Here is a 20,615-nt window from a genome sequence, read left to right as displayed (position 1 = left end):
GTTTCAGGCCCGGCGCGGCCTCAGCGAACGAGCCCGCTGTCCGAGGGCCGACCGCAGCCGGCCGTAGCCGGCGACGAGCGCGTCTAGCCGCCCGAGGGTTGTCCCCCGCCAGCGCGCCAGCACCGAAGGCGGCAGCAGCGCGATCCTGACCCGCCGCCATCGCGTCGATCCAGCGGCCAGTTGGCGGCGAACCTGGGTGAGGGACTCTGTCAGGTTGACGTCCCGGAGCGGCTCCGGCGCGTAGCGGGCCCGCTCCTCAGCCGCCCCCAGCAGCTCGGCCCCGCGGGCGGCGGCGTCGGCCAGGCCAGCGTCCGCCTGGAGCCGTGCCACGCGCTGCCGTGGGGTGTGGACGGGATCGACCGTGACCGCGTAGTCGGTCATGAGGTCAGTCAACTCGTCCCAGGCGGCATGCGCGCCGTGGCGCCACCGGCTTTCGTCGGCGACCACCACGACCGGTCCGGCGCCGGCCGGTCCCGTGGCGGGCTCGTCCCGCCCGGCGGCGGAGTTGCCACCGGGCAGCAAGGTCTGGCGGCGTCGGCGTCGGCGCAGCGTCCAGCGGCTTAGCGGCATCGCCATCCCCAGCACGACCACCAGGACGACGGCCGATAGCGCGGCTGTCAGCCCTCCACCGTCCCCGTCTGCGCGTTGCTGCCCGACGGCAAGGTCCGCGCCTGGGTCCGCGCCGCGGTCGGGCTGCCGGTTCGGCGCGCCGGAAGCCCCTGGCGACTCCGGGGTCTGCCCGCCGTCGCTCGCGCCTGGCTCGGAGGCGCTCGGGTCGGGCCGGCTGTTGTCCGGGGCCCAACTCGGGTGGACGGCGCCGGGGACGCCGGCGCTCGGCGTCGCGTCGAACGGCACCCAGCCCACGCCGTCGAAGTAGACCTCGGTCCAGGCGTGCAGGTTCCGGTTCGTCAGCAGCGTGCTGCCGTCCGCCTGACGGTTGTTGCCCCCGGCGAACCCGAGGGCGACCCGCGCGGGCACGCCGGCGGCCCGCGCGAGCCAGGTCAGGGCGGCCGCGTACTGCTCGCAGAAGCCGCTCTTGCGCTCCAGGAACGCCGCGATGGCGGTGGCGTTGCTGCCCTCGACGCTGGAGGTGCTGTAGGAGAACCCGTTGCGTGGCGACAAATGGTCATAGAGGGCTCGGACCCGGTCGTAGTCGTTGTCCGCGTCGGTGGTGAGCCGGCGCACCAGAGCCTCCACTTCGGCGACCCGGGGCACCGCTGTCAGCTCCGGGTAGTTGGCGGCGTCCCGTTCGTCGGTGGCCTGGCGCAGCTGCCGCGTGGTGAACGACGGCCGGACGTAGCTGAACGAGTACCGCCGCCCGGCCGTTCTGTCGCGGTCGGTGAACACCAGCCCCTCGTCGACGGCCAACCGCCAGCGCTCGTCGGCCCCGCGTAGATCGACGAGTTGCGAGAAGATCGGCAGGGTGCTGCTGACGAACCCGTCGGCGAGCCGGACCTCGGCCCGGTGCCGTCGTCCCTCCGGCAGCTGAGCCTGGTAGACGGGCCCGGAGAGCGCTTCGGCGACCGGCTCTCCGCGCAGTCGGCTGCTCCGGAACCCGTCCAGGCTCGCCCGGTCGGCCACGGCCAGCTTCAGATAGTAGGGCTCACGTTCGTCCGTGGTCAGCCTGGCAAGCTCCTCGGTCTGGGACTGGTTCAGCCGGCCGGACAGCTCGACGAGCGGGTCCAGCCGGAACCGGTCGACGCCGCCGCCCGGGCCGTTGCCCGGCCCTTGGCCGGTCCAGCTGGCCGGTTTCAGACCCCCGCTCAGCCCAGGGATGGCCAGCGGCACGGCGACGGCCAACACCACGCCCGCCAACGCCATCCGCCGGCCGGCGGCCGCCAGCGGCGATGGCGCCCAGGAGTCGACGCCGCCGCCGTCGGCGGCGAACCGTTGCCCGAACTGGCGTACCCGATGGACGTGGTCCACGACAACCAGCCAGAGGAACCCCGCCGCGCCGATGATGAAGGGCAGCGCCGGGGCGCTGTCGCGGTGGATCGCCACCGGGACGGCGTAGACGGCCAGCAGCGGCAGCCCCGCCAGCGCGGGCCGGCGCAGCCCGACCGCGATGAGATCCACGAGCAGCGCGATGACGCCGACCCCGACCGTGGCCACCAACACCAACGGTCGCAGGCTCGGCGCCGGGATGGCGTTCGCCCGGATGAGCGGACCGGACTCGGCGAACAGACCAGCCAGGGCGGCCACGCTGTCCGGGGTGGGGATCACCCGGAGCAGCTCCTCGCCGGTCGGAAACAGCAGCGTCAGCGCCAGCAGCAGGCCGAGTGACGCGGCCGCCGAGGCCGCCCAGGTCGGCAGTCGCAGCTGGCGGGCCGCCAGCGCGGCGCCGACGACGAACGCCACCGCGACCACGCTGTGTCCCAACCAGGTCAGCCCCTCGAACAACGTTGACAGGGGCGCCGAGCCCAGGAACGTGGCCGCCCCGGCGGTCAGGCCGATCCGCTGGGAGCGGGTCATGAGAGCGCCCCGGCGGCGGGGACGGGACTGATCCGGCGACCGCGCCGGCCGAGCTGTGGCCACAGCTGGGCCAGGTCGTCGCCGCGGCCGACGCTGACCACGCGCCACCCGGCGGCACGGAGCGCCTGCGTCCCGGCCGCATGCGCCCGCTCCCACGCCTGCCTGGCGTCCGGATCTGGCGTGCTCCAACGGGTCGCGTCGACCACGAGGGCGAGGGCGGTCCCGCCGTGGGCGCGGAGCCGGCTCAACGCGCGCGCCTGCACGTCGTCGACGGTCCCCAACGCCGCGACGACCAGACCACCGTGCTGGCGCTTGCGAACCTGGTCGACGATGGTCCGCAGGTCGCTGTGGCGCTGGACGCCGATGTCGGCCAGATGATCGAGAAGCGCCGCTTCGGTGACAGCGTCGACGGCGTCGACATCCACGGTCGTGGGGGTGTGCCGGTTGGTCTCGGTCGCCGCGCCGTCGCATACCAGACGCACCTTGTGGCCGTGCGCTCGCAGGTGGACGGCGACGCTCGCGACCGCCGAGACCGCCCACTCGAAGCTGCCGTCGGCGCCGTCGCCGAGGTGAGCGTCGGCCCGGGTGTCGAGCAGGACGGTGGCCCGGCTCTCCCAGGGTTGCTCCTCACGGCGGACCATGAGCTCCCCGGACCGCGCGGTGGAGCGCCAGTGCACCCGCCGCAGATCGTCGCCGTGCCGGTACTCGCGGGCGGCGATGTCGTCGTCGCCGTGGACGGCCACCGATCGCCCGCGGCTGTCGCCGGCGCCGGAGCGCTCGCCAACGAGCCGGACCGCCGCAAGCGGCGTGGTCACCGGTAGGACCGTCACCTCGACAATCTCCGGGAACTCGCGCGCCGACTCGCATAGCCCGAACGGGTCGGTGACCCGCACCGTCAACGGTCCGATCGGGTAATGGCCCCGCACAGCCGGCCGGAGCGTGTACGCGACGGTGCTGGCCTGCCCCTGGCCGAGGCGTTCCAGCACCACCCGCGGGTGGGCGCCCAGCGCGTAGGGGAGGTGGTCGTCGACGAGGAGCGTGCCGCTGGGGAGGCGGGAGGTGTTGCGAAGCTCCAGCTCCACGCGGGCGGAGCCGTCGGCGGCGATGCGGGCGGGAAGCACCCGGCGGTGACACTCCAGCCGGCGACGCCCCCGGGCCACATAGCTCGCCGCGATCAGCGGCAGGGCGACCAGCAGGACCGACACCCGTAGCAGGTCCTTCTCGGCGAGCACGAGCGCGGCGACCGCCGCCGCGGCGCCAGCGGCCAGGAACGACCGCCCGCGTGTGGTGAGTCCGCGCAGCGCCGCCCGCATGGTCAGCGGGCCTGTCGCTCGACCGGCATGGCGGGCAACGGCAGCCGTCCCACCAGCTCGGCGACGATCTGCTCGGCGTCACGTCCGTTGAGCTGGGCTTCTGGGGCGACGATGACCCGGTGGGCGAGGACCGGGACCGCCAACACGCGCAGGTCGTCCGGTAGCACGAAGTCGCGCCCGTCGAGCGCGGCGATCGCCCGGGCGGTCCGCAGCAGCTGGATGGTGGCCCGGGGGCTGGCGCCGAGCTGCAGCTCGGCGTTGATCCGGGTCGCGTGGCTGATGTCGACGGCGTACCGGGTGACGGCCGGCGCGGCGTGGATGGCCCGGACGTACCCGATGAGCGCCCGCACCGCCGCCGCGTCGGTGACCGGGCGCAGCGCCTCCAACGGATCGGTGGCGCCGTGGCCGTTGAGCATCGCCAGCTCGGCTTCCCGGTCCGGGTAGCCCATGGCGACGCGGGCGGCGAACCGGTCCCGTTGTGCTTCGGGGAGGGGGTAGGTGCCCTCCATCTCGATCGGGTTCTGGGTGGCCATCACCATGAACGGCGCCTGTAGCGCGTAGGTGGTGCCGTCGACAGTGACCTGCCCTTCCTCCATGCACTCCAGCAGGGCGGACTGGGTTTTCGGCGAGGCACGGTTGATTTCGTCGCCGACGACGAGGTTCGCGAAGATGGCCCCGGGTTTGAACTCGAAGTCCCGCGTTTCCTGGTTGAAGACGCTGACGCCGGTCACGTCGCTGGGCAGCAGGTCCGGGGTGAACTGGATGCGGCGCACTGAGCAGTCGACCGAGCGGGCCAGCGCCTTGGCTAGCGTCGTCTTGCCGACGCCTGGCACGTCCTCTACCAACAGGTGCCCTTCGGAGAGCAGCACCGCCAGCGCCAGCCGCACCGCCCCGGTCTTGCCCGAGATGACTTTCTCGACGTTGGCGACGATCGCGTCGGTCTGGGCGCGGAACGCCGCGTTGTCGAGTTTTCCGGAGGACGCGGGCGGGGCGGCGCCCACGCCGGTGGCGGCTGCCCGGTCGTCCCAGGTTTGCGGGCTGGTCACTAATCCTCCCGTTTCCGGGCATCCGTCGGCGCGACGCCCTCACCCCAGGCTAGCCGGCGCGGTCCCATTCCTTGATACATCGATACTGGCCTGCAATGCCACTGGCATCCGGCGTCGTGGCGGCCGGCGCCAGCGCCGAGGCCGCGGCCACCTCCTCCACTGTAGATATCGGCAGATATCGCTACATTATGAGGAAAGGTTGTCATGGGGTCGTCATCGCCAGACCTACGGCGGGCTCAACCTGACGCGCCGTCGGCACTACCGGCACGACGGCGCCATCCCGGGCGCGCTATGCTCCCGAACATGGTCCAGGCTGCGTTTCCGCTTCCCCAGCCGCGCTGACCTCCTGCCGCGTCGGAACGTCTCCGACGCCGCGGTGACAGCGCGGCGACCCCTCCTGCGTGAGGGGCTTTTTTGTGCCCTGACCTGACAACCGATGAGGTGGCGACATGACCGAGGCGAGCAGCCCACAGCCCTCCGGCGCGGGTGTGGCGGACATCCCGCCGTACCGGTACACGGCGACGCTGGCAGGGCAGATCGAGGCCGCGTGGCAGGCGAGCTGGGAGCGCGAGGGCGTCTTCCACACCCCGAACCCCGCCGGACCGCTCGCCGATCCGTCACACCCGCGCGCTGACGCCCAGAAGCTCTTCGTGCTCGACATGTTCCCGTACCCGTCCGGCTCCGGCCTGCACGTCGGGCACCCGCTGGGCTACATCGGCACCGACGTGTACGCCCGGTTTCAGCGGATGGCCGGCCGCAACGTGCTGCACACCATGGGCTACGACGCCTTCGGGCTGCCCGCCGAGCAGTACGCGGTGCAGACCGGAACCCATCCCCGGACGACCACCGAGGCGAACATCGTCCGGTACCGGGAGCAGCTGCGGCGGCTGGGTCTGGCGTACGACGACCGGCGTTCGGTCAGGACGATCGACCCGGACTACTACCGCTGGACCCAGTGGATCTTCCTTCAGGTCTTCAACTCCTGGTTCGACCCGGACGCGAACCGGGCCCGGCCGATCGCCGAGCTGGTCGAGCAGTTCGCCGTCGGCGCCCGGCCCACCCCGGACGGACGTCCATGGGCCGAGCTGGACGAGTCCGGGCGCCGCGCCATCATCAACGACCACCGGCTGGCGTACGTCTCGGAGGCCCCGGTCAACTGGTGCCCGGGCCTGGGCACGGTGCTGGCGAACGAGGAGGTCACCGCCGACGGGCGTAGCGACCGCGGCAACTTCCCGGTCTTCAAACGTAGCCTCAGGCAGTGGATGATGCGGATCACCGCCTACGGCGACCGGCTGACCGATGACCTCGCCGCGCTGGACTGGCCTGAGCCGATCAAGCTGATGCAGCGCAACTGGATCGGCCGCTCAACCGGCGCCCACATCGACTTCGACACCGACGCGGGCCCGGCGCGGGTCTTCACCACCCGCCCGGACACCCTCTTCGGCGCCACCTACCTCGTGCTGGCGCCCGAACACGGGCTGGTCGACGCGCTGACCGCCGCCGCCTGGCCGGCCGGGGTCCACAAAATGTGGACCGGCGGGCACGACACCCCCGGCCAGGCCGTCGCCGCCTACCGTGCTTTCGCCGCGGCGAAGACCGACCTGGAACGGCAGACCGACGCCAGGGAGAAGACCGGCGTCTTCACCGGCGGCTACGCCGTCAACCCGGCCACCGGGCAGCCCATCCCCGTCTTCATCGCCGACTACGTGCTCGCCGGCTACGGAACCGGCGCGATCATGGCGGTGCCGGCGCAGGACGAGCGGGACTGGGCCTTCGCCGAGGCGTTCGAGCTGCCGATCGTCCGCACCGTCCAGCCGTCGGAGGGCTTCGACGGCAAGGCGTTCACCGGAGACGGACCCGCGATCAACAGCTCAGCCCCCGACCGGGGTCTGAGCCTGGACGGGCTGGGCGTCGCCGAGGCCAAGGCCACGACGATCGCCTGGCTGGAGTCCACCGGCCACGGCGCCGGCGCGGTCACCTTCCGGCTGCGGGACTGGCTGTTCAGCCGCCAGCGCTACTGGGGCGAGCCGTTCCCGATCGTCTACGACGAGCACGGCGAGCCGATCGCGCTGCCGGAGTCGATGCTGCCGGTGGAACTGCCCGAGGTGGCTGACTTCTCCCCGCGCACCTTCGACCCCACCGACGCGGACACCTCCCCGGAGACACCGTTGTCGCGGGCGTCCGCGTGGGTAGAGGTGGAGCTGGATCTGGGCGACGGCCCCCGCCGCTACACCCGCGAGACGAACGTCATGCCCCAGTGGGCCGGCTCGTGCTGGTACGAGCTGCGCTATGCCGACCCGACCAACGCTGACGCGCTGATCGACCGGCGGATCGAGTCCTACTGGATGGGCCCGCGTGGCGAAGGCGACTGCGGCGGCGTCGACCTGTACATCGGCGGCCAGGAGCACGCGGTGCTGCATCTGCTGTACGCCCGGTTCTGGCACAAGGTCCTCTACGACCTGGGGCATGTGTCGTCGTTCGAGCCGTTCCACCAGCTGTTCAACCAGGGCATGATCCAGGCGTACGCGTTCGCCGACGCGCGTGGCCAGTATGTCGAGGCCGCTGAGGTCGTCGAGCGGGACGGCCGGTTCTTCCACGGCGACGAGGAGGTCCGGCGAGAGTACGGCAAGATCGGCAAGTCGCTGAAGAACGTCGTCACCCCGGACGAGATCTGCGACGAGTACGGCGCCGACACGTTCCGCGTCTACGAGATGTCGACGGGACCGCTGGAGGCGTCGCGACCCTGGGACACCCGTGCCGTCATCGGATCGTACCGGTTCCTGCAACGGGTGTGGCGGGCCATCGTGGACGAGGAGACCGGGGCGCTGCGGGTCACCGACAACCCGGCCGACGAGAAACTGCGGCGCGCGCTGCACCGGGCCATCGACGGGGTGCGCACCGACTACGCCGGACTCCGCTTCAACACCGCCGTCGCCAAGCTCATCGAGCTGACCAACCAGCTGACCCGGCTGCCGGCCACGCCCAGGGAGGTCGCGGAGCCGCTAATCCTCATGCTGGCGCCGTCGGCCCCGCACATCGCCGAGGAGCTGTGGCGGCGGCTGGGCCATGGCGCGTCGCTGACCTATCACGACTTCCCGGTCGCGGACCCGGCGCAGCTGGTCGCCGACACCGTCACCTATCCGGTGCAGATCAACGGCAAGGTCCGCGGGCGGGTCGAGGTGCCCGCGGACGCGGCGGAGGAAACTGTCCGCGTGGCGGCGCTGGCGGAGGTGGCCGAGCAGCTGGGGGACGCCGAGCCCCGCAAGGTGATCGTCATTCCCGGTCGGATGGTCTCGATCGTTCGTTGACGGGCGGAGCGGTGGCCCCCGCCGCCCACTCGTTCTCCAACATCGCGTATACGAGCGTGTCGGTCCATTCGCCTTTGACGAACTCGTCGCTGACCAGGTGCGCTTCCCGGCGCATGCCGAGCCGTTCCAGCAGCCGTGCCGAAGGGTCGTTGCGGGCGTCCAGCCGGGCGTAGACCCGGTGGGCGTCGAAGCTCTCGAAAGCCAGCCGGAGCACGGCCCGCGCCGCCTCGGTTCCGTAACCGTTGCCGGTGTGATCCGGGTGCACGATATATCCCAGCTCGAATCCGCGGTGTTCGGCGCTGCGGTAGAACAGCAGCACCTCGCCGACGTAGGCCCCGTCAGGCAAGGTGACGGCCAGCTCCAGCGTGTCGCCGTCCGCGGCGAGCTGGGTGGCGGTCAGCTTGCGCCTGATCTGGGCGGCGACGGCGCGCCGGTCCCGTGGGGCGAACGGCACATATCGCGTCACGTCGGCGCGGGACTGCCAGGCGTGCAGGTCGTCGATGTCGGTGTCGCGGTAAGGCCGCAGCAACAGCCGCTCGGTCCGGATCGGGAGGTCGGGTCGCACCCGCCGATCGTACGTCGGGCGGCTCAGGCCGCCACTGGGGCGGCGACCGTGCTCAACCCGGGCCGGCCGGGCTCCAGACGGCCGGCGGCGCGAGGCGCCGGGGTCGCGTCGGCGATCACGCTGGCCGTGACGCCCTGTTCGGGCCCGGCGGGCGTCGCCGCGGGGTTGCCGCGGCCCGCCGTGGCCTGCCGGCGCCAGTGCCAGGCGGCAAGGCTGCTCACACTCATGCCGATGGCGACCGGGATGAACGTCACCGGGCTCATCGAGCCGGGCGAGACGACCGCGGCGCCGATCGTGGCGTAGGAGAACGCGGACGGCGCCGCGCCGAGGAGCGTGCCGATGAAGTAATGCCGGGCGCGCACGGTGCTCGCCCCGTACGCGTAGCCGATCAGTCCGTACGGGGCGAGCGGCAGCAGCCTGGTGACGACGACGGCCAGGACGCCCCGGCGGGCGATCCAACTGTCGATGCGGTCCATCCGCCCGCCCGAGCGGGCCGCGATGAATCCACGCCCCGCCCACCTGCCGAGCAGGTAGGTGACGGTCGCGGCGACGATGGCGGCGACGATGGCGTAGCCGAAGCCGGCGGCGGCCCCGAACAGCGCGCCGCAGGCGAAGGACACCGCTGTCCGCGGCATCATGACCGCCACGAGCAGCGCCCCCGCGACGATCACGGCGACCGGCGCGGCCGGTCCCAATGCGATGACGTCGTGCTGGAGAGTCTGTAACGGGAGCTGGGTGGCGGCGGCGGCAAGGGCGGCAACGGCGGCGACCAACAGGATCAGGCGGCGCAGCGGCGAACGTCGGATCGGCGTCGTCGGCATGAGTGACCCTTCGGCAGCGGACGAACCTATCCAAGCGGTACGGGAGGATTTCATGCGGCGGCGACCGCCGACAGGCGTTCCTGACGCAGCCGGTCGTGCCAGCCGTCGTCGAGTGGTCGCAGTTGCGCCGTTCCGGTCGCCCACCGCAGCAGCAGGTCGCCGAGCTGCGGGTTGCGGGCCAACGCCGGCCCGTGGGCGTAGGTGCCGAGCACCTTGCCGCGCCAGGCGCCTTCGCTGACTTCGTCGTTGCCGACGCCTACCGTGACGGTGGCCAGCGCTGAGCACTCCGGCCCGAGGTGGGTGCGTCCGCCGTGGTTCTCGAACCCGGTCAGCGGCGGCAGGCCGAGCCGGGAGTCGATGGCTCCGGCGAGTTCGCCGACTGCCCGGGATGGCCCCCGGTCGGAGACCAGGTCCAGCAGGCCGAGGCCCTCGTGCTGCGCGCCCTTGGCGGTGAACGACCGGCCGATGAGCTGGTATCCGGCGCACACGGCGAACAGCGCCGAGCCGTTCTCGACGGCCCGGTGCAGGGCGCCGTCGGCGAGAAGGCGCTGCGCGGCCAGGGCCTGCGGGCCGTCCTCGCCGCCGCCGAGCAGATAGATATCGGCGCTGACGGGCACTGGCTCGTCGGAGCGGACCTCGATGGCCTCCACGGCCAGCCCACGGGCGGCCGCTCGGTGGGCCAGGATCAGCAGGTTGCCCCGGTCGCCGTAGGTGGACAGCAGGTCCGGATAGACCCAGACCAGGCGCAGCGTGCTCTCAGACGACACGATCCAGCTCCGCTCGAATGTCCTGGAATGCGGTGTAGTTCGCGATGACCTCCAAAGGCCCGGGTGGCACCGCCCGCACGATGTCGGCAAACAGGGGCACGTGCCGGAAGGGCACTTCGTTCACGTCGAGCCGCACCGCGAGATCGTAGGCCCGATCGCCGCTGATGATCACGTCCCGGCCGCGCAGCGGCGCGAAGTCCACGTCGTAGAGCCATGAGGTGTCGAGTCCGTCGGGATCCCGTGCGTTGATCGCCAGCAGGGTCGGGGCGTCGTCAGCCATCTCGAACGCCTCCAGCCAGCTGGCTGGATTCTTGGCCAGCAGCAGCCGCACCCGGCGTCCGTGCCGATCGACGACGGCATAGCGCCCGGCGATCGACGCGACGGCGGCCAGCGGTGGCGCCGCGTGCTCGGGCCGAACCCCGAACGCGGCCGCGACGGCGAGCGCCGTGGCCGCGTTTCCGACGTTGACCCGCCCCGGCAGCTGTAGCCGCACCTGGTGCCACCGGCCGTCGTCGGCGATGACGCCGTCGTCCTCGACGGTCCACTGTGGATCGGGCCGACGCAGGTCGCAGCCAGCGCAGGCCCAGTCGTTGTCGGCCATGCCGTCCTCGCCCCGGCGGATGTGCGCGCCACAGGCCGGGCATACCCAGGAGTCGTCGGTCCACCGTTGCCCGGCGCTGAACCAGGTGACGTGCCGGGCGGTCGAGGCGGCCCACACGACCATCGGGTCGTCGGCGTTGGCGACGACCCGGACGGCGGGCTCGCGTTGCAGGGCCTGCCTCCACAGGTCGGCCATCATGGCGACCTCCTTGGCCCGGTCCAGCTGGTCGCGGGAGAGGTTGAGCAGCGCGACGACCTCGGGGTGGACCGCGGTCATCACCTGGGGCAGGTAGTGCTCGTCGACCTCGAGGACCGCGAACGCCGTCGCCCCGGCCTTCGCCAGCGCCGAGGTGTGCCCGGTCGGCATGTTCGCGCCGAACGAGTTCGTGGCGACCCGGCCACGGACGCTGATCGCCGCGGCGGTGAAGCGGGTGGTGGTGGTCTTGCCGTTGGTGCCAGAGATGAGGGCGATCCGTCGTCCCGTGGCGAGATGGGAGAGCAGGTCTGGATCGATCTTGAGACCGATCCAGCCGCCGATCACGGAGCCGTCGCCTCGACCGGCGGCGCGGGACAACGCCGCGGCGGTGCGCGAAACCGTGGAGGCGACTTTTGCGCGCAGGGGCATGCTGGCGTCGGTCACGCGAGCGAGGGTACCGGAACCGGCCGGCGTGGCCATGCCCCGAGCGGCGTCGGAACCATCGCGGCGCCCGGGCTCTTTCGTATTTGGTGCGGCATTTGACGTCGCATCAGCTTTTTCACGCCTTCTGTCGGATACAGGACAGGATCGTGATCAATTTCGCCCCCCACCTTCCTCCACCGCTCTGACCTGCGAGTTTGCCTGGTCGACAAGTCACGCTCCCGCATGATTCTTATTGCGGGTGGAGGGAAGTGGAGTAGAGTGGGGCGCATTGGTGGAGCCGGGGGGCTCCGCCGACCTAGACGATTTTGCCAGCAGCCGTGACGGCGCCGGTTCTCCTCGTAGGAGCGGCGCCGGCGGGGTTCGGGAACGGCGTGTCGGTCTGGTCGCCGCGTGGGGGATGGACAGTCGTCGCGCGACCGGGGGGTCAGGTCAGCAGGGGGGTGGGCCGGTGTTCCTCGGCACGCACACCCCACGGCTGGACGACAAGGGCCGGCTCATCCTTCCGGCGAAGTTTCGTGACGAGCTCGCAGGAGGTGTCGTGCTCACCAAGGGTCAGGAGCGATGCCTCTACGGTTTCCCGCTGGACGAGTTCCAACGGATCGCCGGTCAGTTGCGGGCACAGCCGATGACCCACAAGGCGGCGCGGGCGTACAGCAGGGTCTTCTTCGCCAGCGCCCACGACGAGGCGCCCGACAAGCAGGGCCGGGTGACCATCCCGGCGCACCTGCGGGACTACGCCGGGCTCGACCGCGATCTCGTCGTGATCGGCGCCAGCAGTCGGATCGAGATCTGGGACAAGCAAGCCTGGGAGACATACCTCAACGACAGCGAAGACGACTTCGCCGACATCGAAGAGGGGGTACTTCCCGGCGGGCTCTAGGCGACACGGGCGCCGCGAGCCCGTGATCGATGTGGTTTCGTGCCGCCAAATCTCCACCCGCTCCGCTCCTGCCGCCTCTTCCCCGGCGACAGGCGTGATCGTCCCGCCATCCGGCGGGAGGTTCGGGCGGATGGGGATTTGACGGCACGAGGCGCAATCCAGGACAGAGCCAGAAACTGCCGCCACGGCGGCGCGATTGTGGGGGCCAGATGAGCGAGCTACGGGGCACGCATGTGCCGGTGCTGCTTGAGCGCTGCCTGTCCCTCATCGCCCCTGCCCTGGAGTCGGCCCGCCGGCAGGGTCGCACGCCGACGCATGTGGACGCGACGGTCGGTCTGGGCGGGCACGCCGAGGCAGTGCTCGAGGCCCATCCGGACGTCGTCCTCGTCGGACTGGACAGGGACACCGAGGCGCTGGACCGCTCCGGCGCCCGGCTCTCCCGGTTCGCGCCGCGGGTCCACCTTGTTCACACCGTGTACGACGGGCTGCCGGACGCCCTGGCGGCCCTGAGCATCTCCGCTGTCGACAGCGTCCTGTTTGACCTTGGAGTGTCCTCACTGCAACTTGACGAGGCCGATCGCGGCTTTGCCTACGCCCAGGACGCCCCGTTGGACATGCGGATGGACCAGACAACGGGGCGCACCGCCGAGGAGATCGTCAACAGCTACGCCGAGCCGGACCTGGCCCGTGTCCTGCGGGTCTACGGGGAGGAGAAGTTCGCCTCCCGGGTGGCGGCCGCTATCGGACGGGCCCGGTCGCGCACGCCGATCACGTCGTCGGCGTTCCTGGCCGAGCTGGTGCGGGACGCGATTCCGGCAGCGGCCCGGCGTACCGGCGGGCACCCGGCAAAGAGGACCTTCCAGGCCCTACGCATCGAGGTCAACGAGGAGCTGCGGGTGCTGGAACAAGCGCTGCCAGCCGCGTTGGACGCGCTTACGCCAGGCGGGCGCCTGGTGGTCATGTCGTATCACTCGCTTGAGGACAGGCTTGCCAAGCGGGCGATCGCGCCCCGGGTCCGCAGCAGCGGTCCGGTGGATTTGCCGGTGGAGCTTCCGGGTACCGGACCGACGTTCCGGTTGCTCACCCGCGGTGCGGAGTCGCCCGACGAGGCCGAGGTAGCGGCGAATCCGAGGGCCGCCTCGGCGCGCCTGCGAGCGACAGAACGACTGATGGACACGCGGACCGACCGCGAACGGTCCGACGCATCGCCGCCGTCACGGCCGCCTCGGGGGGCGGGCGCTGACGGCGCCACAGAGGGGGAGGCGACATGAACGCCGTACCAGAGAGCGCCGGGGGTCGTCGGCGCGCTCGGGCGCCGCGGTCTGGGGGTCGGACCGCGGAGCCAACGAACAGCAGCACGCGTCGGCGCGACCGTGACGGCGCGGCCGTTGACGGCGCCACGGCGCTCAACACCGCGCCCCGAGAGAGCACGCGGCGGCGGATCGCCCCGTGGCTGACGGTGGCGCCGCCGACGCCGGTCCGGGGGCCCCGCGCGCCGTTCGTCGCTCTGCTGTTGTTGGTGGTGGTGGGAGGTGTTCTCGGTATCCTGATGGTCAACACCAAGATCATGGAGAACGCGTTCCAGCTGGAGAACCTCCAGCAGCAACGCGCGGCGTTGGACATCCGCGAGGCGGAGCTCCAACAACGCGTCAACTACTTCGAGTCGCCCAACAACCTTGACGCGGCCGCGCGTCAGCTGGGCCTGAAGCAGGGCGAGCCGGCGTTCATCCGGTTGCCAGACGGCCGGATCATCGAGTTCCCCGCTCCGCCCACCGCCCCGCAGGTGGCCGCTGGCGGTGGGACCGGCACTGGTGGCGTCGATCGTGAGGGTGGCGTCACTAGTAGCAACGAGCGTCAGGCCGGCAGGTAGCGGATGCCGCGTTCGTCCGAGCCGCCGGTTGACGGGGGTGACCCGCCACGGCGGGCGCCCCGTCGCGGCCTCGGCGACGCGCGCAGCTACACGCCGCGCGGCCGTGCCCTGCGGGAACAGCCGCGGTCCGGGTCCGCTGACGGTCCTTCGGGACGGTCCGCGGACCCGTTCCGGCCCGCGCTGCGGGTGCTCGACGGCGGCGAGGCGCGGTCCCGCTCCGGCCGGGCCGCCCCGAAACCCTCCGATGACGAGCCGCGTGGCGCCGGGCGTCGGGTCGCGGCCCCCCGCGGCGCGGCAAGAGCCGCCGCCACGGCAACGGACCGGACGCCGGGACAGCGCGGCCGCGCCGCCGACAGCCCACCGCGCCGGGGCGCGAAGACCGGGGCGCCATCGCCACGGTCCCGGGTCGCCGGCCGGACGCGCCGGGCGCCCGGTCCGCCGCCGACCCTCGGGGACCCGCGTCGGCGACTGCGGCTGGCCACCGTCCTGGTGCTGGCGATGTTCGCCGCGCTGGGCGTGCGCCTGGTCGCCGTCCAGGTCGGGGGGGCGTCCGACATGGCCCGGGACGGGCTGCGGCTCCGCCTGACCACGGTCGCCCTGCCCGCCGAGCGTGGTTCCATCACCGACCGCCACGGCGCCGTGCTGGCGCACAGCGTGGAGAGTCGGCTGGTCTATGTCGACCCGGCCCTGGTCAAGGACCCGGACGCCGCGGCCAAGACGCTGGCGCCGTTGCTCGGCGTCCCGGTGTCGCAGCTGTTGCCCAAGGTCCAGAAACACACCCTGCCGGACGGTCGGGAGTCCCGGTACGCCGAACTCAAGGGCGGGTTGCCCCGCCAGCTCGCCGAGAAGGTGATGGCGCTCGGGATCGAGGGCGTCCAGGTCGCCGCCGACGAGCGTCGCGAGGTGCCCGGCCATGACCTGGCCGCGAATCTCATCGGCTTCGTCGGCGACGAGCGGTTCGGCCTGGAGGGCCTTGAGGCGCGCTACGACGAGCTGCTGCGCGGGCGGCCGGGCGAGTTGGAGTACGAGACCGGAGCCAGCAACGGCAGTTACAGCAAGACGGAGATTCCAGGCGGCTACCGTCGGGAGACCCCGGCCCAGCCGGGCAGCTCGCTGCGGTTGACCATCGATCGGGACGTCCAGTTCCACGCGCAGCGGACGTTGTACGAGCACATGCGCTCGGTGCGTGCGGACTGGGGCGCGGCGGTGGTCCTCGACGCCCGCAACGGCGAGGTTCTCAGCCAGGTCAGCTACCCCACCTACGACGCAGCGGACCCGATCCGCTACCCGGCCGAGGACCGGGAAGACCGGGCGTCGGCGGCGGTGGTCGACCCGGGATCGGTGCACAAGGCGCTGGTGATGGGCGCGGCGTTGCAGGAAGGCGTGCTCCGGCCCGACATGTCCATCATGGTGGGCCCCACCATCAAGAAGGGCGACCAGGTCTTCCGGGACACCCACCCCAACTACAAGCCGCGGGCGATGTCACTGGCCGGGATCATGGCGTACTCATCGAACGTCGGCACCATCCGGATCGCCGACGAGCTCGGCGCGCAGAAGCTCTACGAGTACCAGAAGGCGTTCGGGCTCGGCCGGGCCACCGGCGAGGGCGTGGCCGGCGAGGCCGAAGGCCTGGTCCAGCCGCCGTCGCGGTGGAGCGGCTCGTCGTACGGGTCGGTGCCGATCGGGCACGGCGTCGCCGTGACGCCGGTGCAGATGGCGGCCGCCTACGGCGCCATCGCCAACGACGGGACCTGGGTCCAGCCGCACCTCATCCGGGAGGTGCTGGCCCCGGACGGCAAGGCCCGGCCGGCGATTCCGGTCGCCACCCGTCGGGTGCTCAGCCCGGAGAACGCGGCGGCGGTGCGGCAGGCGCTGGAGGCGGTCGTCAGCGTCGAGGGCGCCACCGGCACGGCGGCGGCGATCCGCGGCTACCGGGTCGCCGGCAAGACCGGCACCGGCGCCCAGGTCGTCGGCGGCAGGTATGTGGCGAGTGAGGTCGCCTCCTTTGTGGGAATGGCGCCGGCGGAGAACCCCCGTTTCGTCATCGCCGTCTTCGCCCGGTCGTCCGGCGGGGGCGGCGGGGCGGTGGCAGCGCCGGCGTTCCGGGACATCATGTCCTTCGTCCTGAGCAGGTCCAAGACCCCGCCGACGCTGACGCCGCCGCCCCGGTTCGTCCTCTACCCCTGACGCCGCGGGCCGGCTCGCCGCTGGCCGGCCGCGGGCGCTGGGACCGCTGAACGTCGAGACGGTAGGGTCTGTCGGCGTGCCAGGCTATCCGCGGCCCCGATCGGTCGCCCCACGCGCGTTGACCGAGCTGGCCCCGTTGGCCGGCGCCGCGGTCCCGGCCGACGGCGTCGGCGTCCACGTCACTGGAGTGACGCACGCCAGCGGCGAGGTCCACCCGGGCGACCTGTACGCCGCCCTGCCGGGCGCCCGCCGCCACGGCGCCGACTTCACCGCCCGGGCCGCCGCCGCCGGCGCCGTGGCCGTTCTCACCGACCCGGCCGCCGCCGCCCGGGCCGCCGCCGCCGGGCTGCCGGCCCTGGTCGTCGCCGCCCCCCGCGACGTGCTGGGCGTGGTGGCCTCCGCCGTCTACGGCGACCCCACCGCCGCCATCTCGGTCATCGGGCTGACCGGCACCGCCGGCAAGACGACCACCGCGTACCTGGTCGAGGCGGGCCTACGCGCCGCCGGCCGGACCACCGGCCTCATCGGCACCGTCGAGACCCGGCTCGGGGACCTGGTCATCGACAGCGCCCGGACCACCCCGGAGGCCACCGACCTGCACGCGGCGCTCGCGGTGGCCCGGGAGCGCGGCGTCACCGACGTGGTCATGGAGGTCTCCAGCCACGCGTTGACGATGGGGCGGGTCGGCGGGGTGCGGTTCGCCGTCGGCGGCTGGACCAACTTCGGCCTCGACCACCTGGACTTCCACGCCGACAGCGACGACTATTTCGCCGCCAAGGCCCGGCTGTTCGACGGCCGCTGCCGCACCGAGGTCGTCAACGCCGACGACCCGGCGCTGACGACGGTGACCAGGCCGACGTCCGTCACGTACTCGGCGCTGGGCCACCCGGCGACGTGGACCGCGGTCGGGGTCACCGGCGCCGCGCGGCAGTCGTTCACCGCCGTTGGTCCGGACGGGGCACGGGTCGCCGCGGGCGTCGGGTTCCCGGGCCGGCACAACGTCGCCAACGCGCTGCTGGCCCTCTCCTGCCTGGCCGCGGTGGGCGTCGACGCGGCGACGGCCGCGGCGGCGATCGCGGAGGTCGACCACATCCCGGGGCGGTTGGAGCAGGTCGGGGCTGGGCCGGTGCACGCGGTCGTCGACTACGCCCACAAGCCTGACGCGATCATCGCGGTGCTGCGCGCGTTGCGGACGCTGGCGCAGGACCGGGGCGGCCGCCTGATCTGTGTTCTCGGCGCCGGCGGCGACCGGGACCGCGGCAAGCGTCCGCTGATGGGGCGGGCCGCCGCTCAGGGCGCTGATGTGTTCCTGCTCACCGACGACAACCCCCGCACTGAGGACCCGGCCGGCATCCGCGCCGAGGTCCGCGCCGGCGCCGAGGGCGGGCCGGCCGAACTGGTGGAGATCCCCGGACGTCGGGAGGCGATCGCCGCGGCGGCCCGGCTGGCCCGGCCCTCGGACGTCGTCGCCGTGCTGGGCAAGGGCCACGAGCGCGGGCAGGAGATCAACGGTCAGGTGTTGCCGTTCGACGACCGCCAGGAGTTGGCGGCGGCGCTGGCCGGCGAGAGCCCCCGATGATCCCGGTGACGCTGGGCGAGATAGCCACGATCGTCGGCGGGGCGCTGGTCGGCGACCCGGACGTCACGGTCACCGACGGCGTCGAGTTCGACTCACGGGCCGTCGTCCCGGGCGGTCTGTTCGTCGCGTTCGCCGGGGAGAAGGTCGACGGGCACGACTTCGCCGCGGACGCCGTGGCCGCCGGGGCGGTGGGCGCCCTGGCGGCGCGTCCCCTACCCGACCTGCCGACTGTCGTCGTGCCCGACGCGACGGCGGCGCTGGGCCGGTTGGCGTCCGCGGTGCTGGCACGGCTGCCGGAGCTGACGGTGATCGGCCTGACCGCTTCGTCCGGCAAGACCACCACCAAGGACTACCTGGCCCAGTTGCTGGCTGAGTTGGGCCCGACCGTCGCCCCGCCGGGTTCGTTCAACAACGAGCTGGGACACCCGTACACGGTATGCAAGGCCACTGAGCGGACCCGCTATCTGGTTCTTGAGCTGGGCGCCCGCGGGATCGGCCACATCCGTCAGCTGTGCGGGATCGCCCCGCCGACCGTCGGCGTGGTCCTCAACGTCGGGGACGCGCACGTCGGCGAGTTCGGCTCGATCGAGGCCACCGCGCGGGCCAAGGGCGAGCTGGTGGAGGCGCTGCCCGCCGACGGCCTGGCGGTGCTCAACAGCGACGATCCGCGGGTGCGCGCGATGGCCGGGCGGACCGCCGCCGCCACGGTTCTGGTCGGCGAGGCCGCCGACGCCGACATCCGCGCCGTGAACGTACGCATGGACGACCGGGGTCGGGCCACGTACACGCTGGTCGCGGCCGAGGGGCGGGCGCCGGTGCGGTTGGCGGTCGCCGGGTCGCACCAGGTCGGCAACACGCTGGCCGCCGCCGCGGTGGCGCTGCGCCTGGGCTATCCGCTGGCCCGCCTCGGCCCGGCCCTGGGCCGGCTGCGGCAGCTGTCGGGACGACGGATGGACGTCTTCGACCGCCCCGACGGCGTGACCGTCATCGACGACTCGTACAACGCCAACCCGTCCTCGATGGCGGCCGCCCTGCACGCCCTTGTCGCGGTGGCCGGTGGCCGGCGGACGGTGGCGGTGCTGGGCTACATGGCCGAGTTGGGCGAGGCGGAGACGGCCGGGCACCGCGAGGTGGGCCGGCTCGCCGCCGCCGAGGGCGTGGCTGAGCTCGTCGTCGTCGGGGACCTCGCCCGTGCCATCTATGATGGCGCGTCCGGTCTGTCCGGCTGGGCCGGACGCGCCCGTCTGGTCGCCGACCAGGCGGAGGCGGTGGCGGCGTTGCGTGAGCTGCTGACCCCCGGCGACGTGGTACTGGTGAAGGGCTCCCGTTACCGAACCTGGACCGTCGCCGACGACCTGCGCGACAGCGCCAACGAGACCGGGCCCGCGACCGCGGCCCGACCCCCGGCACGACCCGCGTCAGCGGGCGAAAGGACGGCATTGTGAGGGCGGTCATCGTCGCGGCGGCGGTCGCGTTCCTGGTCTCCCTGTTCGGCACCCCCATCGCGATCAAGGTCTTCACGCGACTCAAGGCGGGGCAGCCGATCCGGGCCGACGGGCCGCAGATGCACCTGGGCAAGCGCGGCACCCCCACGATGGGCGGGGTGGTGTTCATCGTCGCCACGCTCATCGCGTACGTCGCCGGTCACCTGGCGTTGACGACGCTGCCCGAGGCGCAGATCTTCCAGGTGCAGCCCACCGTCACCGCTCTGGTCCTACTGGGGCTGTTCGTCTTCTGCGGCGCTGTCGGTTTCGTCGACGACTTCCTCAAGGTCCGTAAGCGCAACAGCGCGGGCCTCAACAAGCGTGGCAAGCTGCTCGGCCAGCTGCTCGTCGGCGCGGCGTTCGGGGTGGTGGCTCTCTACTTCCCGTCGACGATGACCGGGCCTTCCGGCCGACCCTCCAACCAGGAGACCGTCGCCAGCGAGACCCTGTCGTTCATCCGCGACCTGGACTGGCTCAACCTGGGCAAGATCGGCGCGGTGATCCTGTTCATCTTCGTCGTGCTGGCCAGCACCAACGGCGTGAACCTCACCGACGGTCTGGACGGCCTGGCCACCGGAACGTCGGTGATGGTGCTGGCCACGTACGCGCTCATCGCCTTCTGGCAGTACCGGCACTGGTGCGCCGACCCCAGCTACACCGCCCAGTACTGCTACCGGGTGCGCGACCCGTTGGAGATCGCCCTCATCGCCGGGGCGGCGGCCGGCGCCTGTGTGGGGTTCCTGTGGTGGAACACCTCGCCAGCGCGGATCTTCATGGGCGACACCGGCGCGCTCGGGCTCGGCGGCCTCATCGCCGGCATGGCGTTCTCGACCCGGACGGTCATGCTGCTGCCGATCATCGGCGGCCTGTTCGTCATCATCACGATGTCGGTGGTGATTCAGATCATCTCCTTCCGCACCACCGGCAAACGGGTGTTCCGGATGTCGCCGCTGCAACATCACTTCGAGCTGGCCGGCTGGAGCGAGGTCAACATCGTCGTCAGGTTCTGGATCATCGCTGGGATCGGCGTGGCCATCGGCCTCGGCCTGTTCTACGGGGACTTCCTCACCAAGATGGGTTGAC

The 20,615-nt window shown here is 72.3% G+C and carries 15 protein-coding genes; 8 read left to right on the top strand and 7 right to left on the bottom strand.

Going from position 1 to position 20,615, the window contains the following annotated elements; all coding sequences use genetic code 11:
* Positions 1-3 precede the first annotated feature (3 nt).
* The 3 genes from ABD287_RS06395 to ABD287_RS06385 are packed head-to-tail and all read right to left on the bottom strand — an operon-like array spanning position 4 to position 4,786.
* Complete coding sequence (locus ABD287_RS06395) at positions 4-2,472, bottom strand: transglutaminase TgpA family protein (RefSeq protein WP_344169710.1); 2,469 nt, start codon at positions 2,470-2,472, stop codon at positions 4-6.
* Positions 2,469-3,785 (bottom strand): DUF58 domain-containing protein, encoded by a 1,317-nt coding sequence (locus ABD287_RS06390; protein WP_344169708.1) that lies wholly within the window; start codon positions 3,783-3,785, stop codon positions 2,469-2,471. Before ABD287_RS06390 ends, ABD287_RS06395 begins: the two co-directional genes overlap by 4 nt.
* A 2-nt stretch (positions 3,786-3,787) precedes the next feature.
* A complete protein-coding gene (locus tag ABD287_RS06385; protein ID WP_344169895.1) occupies positions 3,788-4,786 on the bottom strand; it encodes an AAA family ATPase in 999 nt (332 codons plus the stop codon).
* Between the two features lie 494 nt (positions 4,787-5,280).
* Here ABD287_RS06385 and leuS point away from each other — a divergent pair, with 494 nt between their 5' ends.
* Complete coding sequence (leuS, locus tag ABD287_RS06380) at positions 5,281-8,139, top strand: leucine--tRNA ligase (RefSeq protein WP_344169705.1); 2,859 nt, start codon at positions 5,281-5,283, stop codon at positions 8,137-8,139.
* Here the strand turns inward: leuS and ABD287_RS06375 are convergent.
* Genes ABD287_RS06375 through ABD287_RS06360 form a run of 4 tightly spaced genes read right to left on the bottom strand, consistent with a single transcriptional unit; the run spans position 8,105 to position 11,517 of the window.
* Positions 8,105-8,704, bottom strand: coding sequence for a GNAT family N-acetyltransferase (locus tag ABD287_RS06375; protein WP_344169702.1), 600 nt, complete (start codon positions 8,702-8,704; stop codon positions 8,105-8,107). The two genes, leuS and ABD287_RS06375, sit on opposite strands and share 35 nt — an antisense overlap.
* A 23-nt stretch (positions 8,705-8,727) precedes the next feature.
* On the bottom strand, positions 8,728-9,525 hold the full coding sequence (locus ABD287_RS06370; protein WP_344169699.1) for a TVP38/TMEM64 family protein: 798 nt from the start codon (positions 9,523-9,525) through the stop codon (positions 8,728-8,730).
* A gap of 50 nt (positions 9,526-9,575) precedes the next feature.
* Positions 9,576-10,292, bottom strand: coding sequence for a type 1 glutamine amidotransferase (locus ABD287_RS06365; protein WP_344169696.1), 717 nt, complete (start codon positions 10,290-10,292; stop codon positions 9,576-9,578).
* Entirely contained in the window at positions 10,282-11,517 is a 1,236-nt protein-coding gene (locus tag ABD287_RS06360) for a Mur ligase family protein (protein ID WP_344169893.1), read from the bottom strand. The genes ABD287_RS06365 and ABD287_RS06360 overlap by 11 nt, the downstream gene beginning before the upstream one ends.
* 463 nt (positions 11,518-11,980) lie before the next feature.
* Here ABD287_RS06360 and mraZ point away from each other — a divergent pair, with 463 nt between their 5' ends.
* The 7 genes from mraZ to mraY all read left to right on the top strand — a co-directional run bounded on the left by mraZ (position 11,981) and on the right by mraY (position 20,614).
* A complete protein-coding gene (gene mraZ / locus ABD287_RS06355) occupies positions 11,981-12,412 on the top strand; it encodes a division/cell wall cluster transcriptional repressor MraZ (RefSeq protein WP_344169693.1) in 432 nt (143 codons plus the stop codon).
* A gap of 209 nt (positions 12,413-12,621) precedes the next feature.
* Complete coding sequence (gene rsmH, locus ABD287_RS06350) at positions 12,622-13,683, top strand: 16S rRNA (cytosine(1402)-N(4))-methyltransferase RsmH (RefSeq protein ID WP_344169690.1); 1,062 nt, start codon at positions 12,622-12,624, stop codon at positions 13,681-13,683.
* Positions 13,680-14,282, top strand: coding sequence for a cell division protein FtsL (gene ftsL, locus ABD287_RS06345; protein WP_344169687.1), 603 nt, complete (start codon positions 13,680-13,682; stop codon positions 14,280-14,282). Before rsmH ends, ftsL begins: the two co-directional genes overlap by 4 nt.
* 3 nt (positions 14,283-14,285) lie before the next feature.
* Positions 14,286-16,469 carry a peptidoglycan D,D-transpeptidase FtsI family protein gene (locus ABD287_RS06340; RefSeq protein ID WP_344169684.1) on the top strand — a complete coding sequence of 728 codons (2,184 nt, stop codon included), beginning with the start codon at positions 14,286-14,288 and terminating at the stop codon, positions 16,467-16,469.
* A 76-nt stretch (positions 16,470-16,545) separates the two neighbouring features.
* Positions 16,546-18,048 carry a UDP-N-acetylmuramoyl-L-alanyl-D-glutamate--2,6-diaminopimelate ligase gene (locus ABD287_RS06335; protein ID WP_344169681.1) on the top strand — a complete coding sequence of 501 codons (1,503 nt, stop codon included), beginning with the start codon at positions 16,546-16,548 and terminating at the stop codon, positions 18,046-18,048.
* On the top strand, positions 18,045-19,493 hold the full coding sequence (locus ABD287_RS06330) for a UDP-N-acetylmuramoyl-tripeptide--D-alanyl-D-alanine ligase (protein WP_344169679.1): 1,449 nt from the start codon (positions 18,045-18,047) through the stop codon (positions 19,491-19,493). The genes ABD287_RS06335 and ABD287_RS06330 overlap by 4 nt, the downstream gene beginning before the upstream one ends.
* Positions 19,490-20,614, top strand: a complete 1,125-nt coding sequence (mraY, locus tag ABD287_RS06325; protein ID WP_344169676.1) for a phospho-N-acetylmuramoyl-pentapeptide-transferase — start codon at positions 19,490-19,492, stop codon at positions 20,612-20,614. The genes ABD287_RS06330 and mraY overlap by 4 nt, the downstream gene beginning before the upstream one ends.
* Position 20,615 lies beyond the last annotated feature (1 nt).

This window comes from Pilimelia columellifera subsp. columellifera (assembly GCF_039532605.1).
Classification (GTDB): Bacteria; Actinomycetota; Actinomycetes; order Mycobacteriales; family Micromonosporaceae; genus Pilimelia; species Pilimelia columellifera.
Note: the sequence above shows the minus strand (reverse complement) of the source record. Positions and strands in the feature narration are given on the sequence as shown.

What these genes read in the sequence shown, in the direction of transcription:
- ABD287_RS06330 (WP_344169679.1), top strand. Translation starts at nt 18,045, where the DNA reads ATGATCCCGGTGACGCTGGGCGAGATAGCCACGATCGTCGGCGGGGCG.
- rsmH (WP_344169690.1), top strand. Translation starts at nt 12,622, where the DNA reads ATGAGCGAGCTACGGGGCACGCATGTGCCGGTGCTGCTTGAGCGCTGC.
- ABD287_RS06395 (WP_344169710.1), bottom strand. Translation starts at nt 2,472, where the DNA reads ATGACCCGCTCCCAGCGGATCGGCCTGACCGCCGGGGCGGCCACGTTC.
- ftsL (WP_344169687.1), top strand. Translation starts at nt 13,680, where the DNA reads ATGAACGCCGTACCAGAGAGCGCCGGGGGTCGTCGGCGCGCTCGGGCG.
- ABD287_RS06390 (WP_344169708.1), bottom strand. Translation starts at nt 3,785, where the DNA reads ATGCGGGCGGCGCTGCGCGGACTCACCACACGCGGGCGGTCGTTCCTG.
- ABD287_RS06370 (WP_344169699.1), bottom strand. Translation starts at nt 9,525, where the DNA reads ATGCCGACGACGCCGATCCGACGTTCGCCGCTGCGCCGCCTGATCCTG.
- ABD287_RS06360 (WP_344169893.1), bottom strand. Translation starts at nt 11,517, where the DNA reads ATGCCCCTGCGCGCAAAAGTCGCCTCCACGGTTTCGCGCACCGCCGCG.
- leuS (WP_344169705.1), top strand. Translation starts at nt 5,281, where the DNA reads ATGACCGAGGCGAGCAGCCCACAGCCCTCCGGCGCGGGTGTGGCGGAC.
- ABD287_RS06340 (WP_344169684.1), top strand. Translation starts at nt 14,286, where the DNA reads ATGCCGCGTTCGTCCGAGCCGCCGGTTGACGGGGGTGACCCGCCACGG.